This window comes from Bradyrhizobium sp. Kon37 (assembly GCF_055807535.1).
Map to the genome: position 1 here is coordinate 1 of NZ_JBVVOY010000062.1, position 2,611 is coordinate 2,611.

The 2,611-nt window shown below is 52.1% G+C and carries 3 protein-coding genes and 2 pseudogenes; 4 read left to right on the plus strand and 1 reads right to left on the minus strand.

Going from position 1 to position 2,611, the window contains the following annotated elements; translation table 11 throughout:
- Window positions 1-120 precede the first annotated feature (120 nt).
- The 3 genes and pseudogenes from AC0L3J_RS36915 to ccsA form a co-directional block, all read left to right on the plus strand.
- Window positions 121-420, plus strand: coding sequence for a hypothetical protein (locus AC0L3J_RS36915; protein WP_011443601.1), 300 nt, complete (start codon window positions 121-123; stop codon window positions 418-420).
- Between the two features lie 88 nt (window positions 421-508).
- Window positions 509-1,725 (plus strand): IS3-like element IS2 family transposase gene (locus tag AC0L3J_RS36920; protein WP_473350364.1). Its coding sequence is split into 2 segments (ribosomal slippage): window positions 509-824 and window positions 824-1,725, totalling 1,218 coding nucleotides; the frame shifts between segments, so codons are not numbered across the junction.
- Window positions 1,707-1,860, plus strand: a pseudogene (gene ccsA / locus AC0L3J_RS36925) (cytochrome c biogenesis protein CcsA); the annotation flags it as partial. The gene AC0L3J_RS36920 and the pseudogene ccsA, both read left to right, overlap by 19 nt.
- 32 nt (window positions 1,861-1,892) lie before the next feature.
- On the opposite strand, the pseudogene AC0L3J_RS36930 reads toward ccsA, so the two are convergent.
- Window positions 1,893-2,282: pseudogene (locus AC0L3J_RS36930) on the minus strand (cytochrome c-type biogenesis CcmF C-terminal domain-containing protein); the annotation flags it as partial.
- Between the two features lie 19 nt (window positions 2,283-2,301).
- On the opposite strand from AC0L3J_RS36930, the gene AC0L3J_RS36935 reads away from it, so the two are divergent.
- Complete coding sequence (locus AC0L3J_RS36935) at window positions 2,302-2,463, plus strand: cytochrome c-type biogenesis protein CcmH (RefSeq protein ID WP_473350365.1); 162 nt, start codon at window positions 2,302-2,304, stop codon at window positions 2,461-2,463.
- Window positions 2,464-2,611 lie beyond the last annotated feature (148 nt).

Here is a 2,611-nt window from a genome sequence, read left to right on the forward strand (position 1 = left end):
ATTTACTGCAAAATGGTGCTCAAAGAGCAGCGTTTTCACTCGATCATGGACATCTACGCTTTCCGCGTGTCCTGAGCATGGGAAGAAGATGCCCGATTAAACACATCTTCCGTTGCACTGGTGACCTCTGGACTGGAACGTTTGTCAAACCTACTCTCGAAGAAAGACTCTGTTTTTGTCTCTGATTTACTACGCGAAGCTAAAGTCAATGAACTGGATGAAACTCTTTCAACAACGAGGTTGAACCACCTCATAGATAAAGGTTATGAAAGAATAACGTTACAGCTTGATTTAGGGGGAGAATCCCCAGGTTATCTGGAAAAAGATAAACATTACAGAGAAGCCGATGCGGCTTTACTTAATGTTATTTATCCTACAAATCTTTCAAAGATAAACACCAGAAGAAAAGAGCAAGTTTAGACTGGCCCCCTGAATCTCCAGACAACCAATATCACTTAAATAAGTGATAGTCTTAATACTAGTTTTTAGACTAGTCATTGGAGAACAGATGATTGATGTCTTAGGGCCGGAGAAACGCAGACGGCGTACCACACAGGAAAAGATCGCAATTGTTCAGCAGAGCTTTGAACCGGGGATGACGGTCTCCCTCGTTGCCCGGCAACATGGTGTAGCAGCCAGCCAGTTATTTCTCTGGCGTAAGCAATACCAGGAAGGAAGTCTTACTGCTGTCGCCGCCGGAGAACAGGTTGTTCCTGCCTCTGAACTTGCTGCCGCCATGAAGCAGATTAAAGAACTCCAGCGCCTGCTCGGCAAGAAAACGATGGAAAATGAACTCCTCAAAGAAGCCGTTGAATATGGACGGGCAAAAAAGTGGATAGCGCACGCGCCCTTATTGCCCGGGGATGGGGAGTAAGCTTAGTCAGCCGTTGTCTCCGGGTGTCGCGTGCGCAGTTGCACGTCATTCTCAGACGAACCGATGACTGGATGGATGGCCGCCGCAGTCGTCACACTGATGATACGGATGTGCTTCTCCGTATACACCATGTTATCGGAGAGCTGCCAACGTATGGTTATCGTCGGGTATGGGCGCTGCTTCGCAGACAGGCAGAACTTGATGGTATGCCTGCGATCAATGCCAAACGTGTTTACCGGATCATGCGCCAGAATGCGCTGTTGCTTGAGCGAAAACCTGCTGTACCGCCATCGAAACGGGCACATACAGGCAGAGTGGCCGTGAAAGAAAGCAATCAGCGATGGTGCTCTGACGGGTTCGAGTTCTGCTGTGATAACGGAGAGAGACTGCGTGTCACGTTCGCGCTGGACTGCTGTGATCGTGAGGCACTGCACTGGGCGGTCACTACCGGCGGCTTCAACAGTGAAACAGTACAGGACGTCATGCTGGGAGCGGTGGAACGCCGCTTCGGCAACGATCTTCCGTCGTCTCCAGTGGAGTGGCTGACGGATAATGGTTCATGCTACCGGGCTAATGAAACACGCCAGTTCGCCCGGATGTTGGGACTTGAACCGAAGAACACGGCGGTGCGGAGTCCGGAGAGTAACGGAATAGCAGAGAGCTTCGTGAAAACGATAAAGCGTGACTACATCAGTATCATGCCCAAACCAGACGGGTTAACGGCAGCAAAGAACCTTGCAGAGGCGTTCGAGCATTATAACGAATGGCATCCGCATAGTGCGCTGGGTTATCGCTCGCCACGGGAATATCTGCGGCAGCGGGCTTGTAATGGGTTGGCTGGAGTGCATTAACGGCGGGGATCATCCTCGGTTCCTGGTGGGCATACTGCGAACTCGGCTGGGGCGGCTGGTGGTTCTGGGATCCGCTGGAAAACGCCTCTTTATTACCCTGGCTTTCTGCCACTGCGCTGCTGCACAGTTTGTCCCTGACACGCCAGCGGGGGATTTTTTGCCACTATCGCTTTTTCGCTGGTGTAATTGCCTTTGGCTTGTAGATCGAGGCACTCAAAACGGAAGGTGTATCCTGCCAGCGTCACCTGCTGACCCGGCTGTAAATTCAGGCTGATCTCCTGACGGCTGACGCTGGAGACCACGACCCCAGCGGCAAATAACAGCACGCCCGCATGAGCTACCAGCGCCGGAAGCTGCACGCGTTTGCCAGAGACAAACGTCGCCAGCACAATCACCACCAGCATCAACAGACCAAACGGTAACGTCGCGCGGTTAAAATACGGCGCGCCAACGGAGAGGCGTCCCCAGCCCAGCAGGCCGTAAATCATCGGATAAAGCGTTCCCACCAGCACGATCAGTAGCACTGCGCAAAACAGCAACAGCGTAGCGAGGATTAAAGGGCTTCTCACGCTACTGCTGTTATTTACCTGTTTTGCGCACGCTCAGGTCGTAGACACCTGGCAATTCGCCAATCCGCAACAACAGCAACAGGCGTTAAATATTGCCAGCCAGTTACGTTGTCCGCAGTGCCAGAATCAAAACTTACTGGAATCCAACCCGCCGGAGAGAGCAAATTGACGACCAGCCAGTCGCGGCTGTCGCTATGGTAGTGCAGGTAGCTTCCCAGGAGAATGCCCAGCACCATAGCAAACAGAATCTGCCAGGCCAGGCTGAATTTTATATTTTTCATATGAATGACTTCCTCAATGGAGCGCCGTTCCCCGTT